Source organism: Edaphosphingomonas fennica (genome assembly GCF_003034225.1).
GTDB classification, from domain to species: Bacteria; Pseudomonadota; Alphaproteobacteria; order Sphingomonadales; family Sphingomonadaceae; genus Sphingomonas_E; species Sphingomonas_E fennica.
Map to the genome: position 1 here is coordinate 1 of NZ_PHHF01000051.1, position 3618 is coordinate 3618.

Annotated in this window: 2 protein-coding genes; both read left to right on the forward strand. The window is 59.3% G+C overall.

The window, feature by feature from the left end:
- The first annotated feature begins 29 nt into the window (after nucleotides 1-29).
- Nucleotides 30-2939 (forward strand): Tn3 family transposase, encoded by a 2910-nt coding sequence (locus tag CV103_RS12920; RefSeq protein WP_021224283.1) that lies wholly within the window; start codon nucleotides 30-32, stop codon nucleotides 2937-2939.
- Nucleotides 2940-3081: 142 nt separating this feature from the next.
- On the forward strand, nucleotides 3082-3618 hold a 537-nt coding region (locus CV103_RS12925), incomplete at its 3' end, for a recombinase family protein (protein ID WP_146163429.1).

Genomic DNA, 3618 nt, shown 5'->3' on the forward strand with positions numbered 1-3618 from the left:
CAGTTCGCTCCATCATAGGGAGTGGGTTGATGGATCGGAGTATTCCGGGCGGGGATTTGATCGGACGATGGAGCCTGAGCTTTGCCGATATTGATTTTGTAAATTCGAAGCCGGCCCTGACGCGCCTTGGCCTCGCCGCACAGCTGAAATTCTTCGCTTCCCTGGGGTTTTTCGCGATCGATCCCGGCTCAATCCCTACCGATGGCCTCTCGTATCTGGCCGAGCAACTCGGTGTCGAGGCTGGCGAGATAGCCGGTTATGACTTTTCCAGTCGGACAGCACGACGGCATTGTGCGGAGATCCTGATCCATCTTGGATATCACCGCATGAAGCGGGTGGATCGCGCGCAATTGACGGAATGGATTGCTGGCGAGCTGTGCCCGGGCGGCCAGTCGATCAATGCCATGCTTGAGCATGTTTTCCTGTGGTGCCGGGACCGGCGTATTTATGGGCCGTCGCGCAAGGAGCTTGAACGTGTCGTTCGCTCACAACGGCAAGATTATCTGGACACCTGGCTGATCGGAGCCAGTGATCGGCTTTCGTCAGATGCGGTGGCGTTATTGGAAGCCTCGCTTGCCGATCCGGACAGCTCGACCGGATTCAACAGGATGAAGGGTGACGCCGGACAGGCAACGCTCGACAACATTCTCGACGTGACCGAGAAACTCGCCTTTATCCAGAGACTTGATCTTCCCCATGATCTCCTGACGGCTACGGGCAAGCCATGGGTCGATCAGATTGTTCGCCGCGTTGCCGGTGAAAAGGCCTCGGAGATGCGCCGGCATGCGCCGGCGCGACAGCTCGGCCTTTATGCGATTTATCTAATGTCGCGGGAGGCGCAACTCACTGACGCGATGATCGACCTGCTGATCGAAACCGTTCACAAGATCGGAACGCGCTCGAAACGCAAGGTGGTGGGCGATATCGCGAAAGACATCGAGCGGGTCTATGGAAAGGAGCGCCTGCTGGTCGAGATCGCCAGCGCCTCGATCAATGAACCATCGGGGCGCATCTGCGATGTCATTTTCCCGATCGCCGGTAAGGCCAAGCTGGCGGCGATCGTCAAGGAGAGCCATGCGAAGGGCGCTCTGGACCGGCGCATCTACAAGGTGATGCGTGGTTCCTGGGCCAATCATTACCGGCGCATGCTGCCAAGCCTGCTTTCCGTACTTGAGTTCCGGTCGAACAACGCGGTGTGGCGGCCGGTCCTGGCGGCCCTCGACTGGATCAGGAGCAAGGTGGATGGCGGATGCCGCTTCGTGCCATTGCAGGATGTTCCGATCGATGAGGTGATTCCAGCGCGATGGCGCAGTTCCGTCATTGATGACGATGGGCGGGTAAACCGGATCAGCTATGAGCTTTGCGTCCTGACGCAACTGCGCGACCGCATCCGCTCCAAAGAAATCTGGGTGGTCGGGGCGGATCGCTATCGCAATCCCGATGACGATCTTCCCAAGGACTTCGAGATCAGGCGAGATGCGTACTATTCCGGCCTCAGCCTGACGCCAGATGCGCAGGCGTTTTGCGCCTCGATCCGGGAGGAGCTTGAACGGGAACTGTTGCTCCTCAATGCCAATATTCCACAAAACGACAAGGTCCGGCTCCTGTGGCGCGGCGACAACCGGATATCGATTACACCGTTCAAGCCCTTGCCCGAACCGAAGGGTCTCGCTTCGATCAAAAGCGAGATCGGTCAGCGCTGGCCGATGACCGGACTGCTGGACGTGTTGAAAGAGGCTGCTCTGGACACGGGATTGATGGATGCTTTCGAAACGTCGGCCTCGCGGGTTACCCTGTCGAAAGCAGCCTTGGCTCAGCGTCTTTTGCTGTGTCTCTATGGCTTGGGCACGAACGCCGGGCTCAAGCGGGTCGCTGGCGCAACACCCGATGTCAGTTACGAGGAATTGCTGCATGTCCATCGCCGTTTCATCCACGCGCCAGCGCTGAGGGAGGCGTGCGCGCGGGTAGCAAACGCGACACTGGCAATCCGCAATGCCGCAGTATGGGGAGATGCGGGCACGGCATGCGCGTCCGATTCAACGAAGTTCGGCGCGTGGGACCGCAACCTGATGACGGAATGGCACGCCCGCTATGGCGGCCGTGGCGTCATGATCTACTGGCATGTGGAGAAGCGCGCGACCTGCGTTTATTCCCAGCTCAAGCGGTGCTCTTCCTCGGAGGTCGCCTCCATGATCGAAGGCGTGCTACGCCATTGCACCGACATGGAAATCCAGCGCCAGTACGTCGATAGCCACGGCCAGAGCGCAGTCGGCTTTGCGTTCTGCCGACTCCTTGGATTTGAGCTTGCCCCGCGGCTGAAAGCAGTGGCACGCCAGAAACTGGCCCTTCCCCAAGCCGGCATGCGCACGCGGCTTTCCAATTTACTGCCGATCCTCTCCAGCCCGATCGACTGGGACGAGATCGAGCAACAATATGACGAAATGGTCAAATATGCCGCTGCCATGCAATCGCGCACCGCCGATCCGGAAGCGATCCTGCTCCGGTTTGCCAGAGCCGAAGTGATGCACCCGACCTACAAGGCGCTGAGTGAACTCGGCCGCGCGGTCAAAACAATCTTCCTATGCCGGTATTTGCGTCAGGAGGCATTCCGCCGCGAGATCCACGAAGGGCTGAATGTGGTTGAGAACTGGAACGGCGCTAATGGTTTCGTGTTCTTCGGCAAGGGCGGCGAGATCGCCACCAACCGCATCCATGAGCAGGAAATCTCCGTTCTGGCGCTACACCTCCTGCAAGCGTCGCTGGTGTATGTGAACACCCGCATGCTTCAGACCGTACTGGTTGAGCCGAAGTGGGCGGGGCGGATGACGCCGGAAGATTATCGTGGTCTCACGCCGTTGATCTACAGTCATGTGAACCCTTATGGCCGCTTCGACCTCGACCTGAACGACCGGATTGATTTTGGACGGCTTGCAGCGTGAGGCGGCTGATCGGCCTATAACATTTGGGTACACCCCAGAGTGATAGGGCCGAGTGACACCATTCGTCTGTCACAAAAGGGTGGGTTTGCGCTCAATGTGACGATACACTGCAAGAGCCACCCTAATGTGACGGATTTTGCACTTGGCTCGTATCGGATATGCCCGCGTCAGCACCACGGACCAGGATCTGGATATCCAGATTGGCCGCCTCAAGAATGCAGGTTGCGAAATTATCCGTTCCGAGACCGGATCGGGGGCCTCGCGGAGCGGGCGCACGGAACTGGAAACGATCATGCAGTTTATGCACACCGGCGACGAGCTGGTCGTGCTGCGGCTCGACCGGCTCGGCCGCTCCACGCGCGATGTCCTGAACCTGGTGCATGAGCTTGATGAAAAGGGAGCTTCGCTGCGCATCCTTGAGCCAGAGGTGACGACGGCGGGCGACATGGGGCGAATGGTCATCACCATACTCGGCATGGTCGCCGATATGGAGCTGAAGTTCATCAAGGATCGTCAGCGCGCCGGGATCGAAGCGGCGCGCGCCGAAGGCGTTTACAAAGGCCGGAAGAAGAACGTCGATGACGATGAAATCCGCCGTCGCCTTGCCGCCGGCGCCAGCAAGGCCCGCGTTGCCCGCGACCTGAAGGTCTCACGAATGACCGTCTATCGGGCGCTCGAC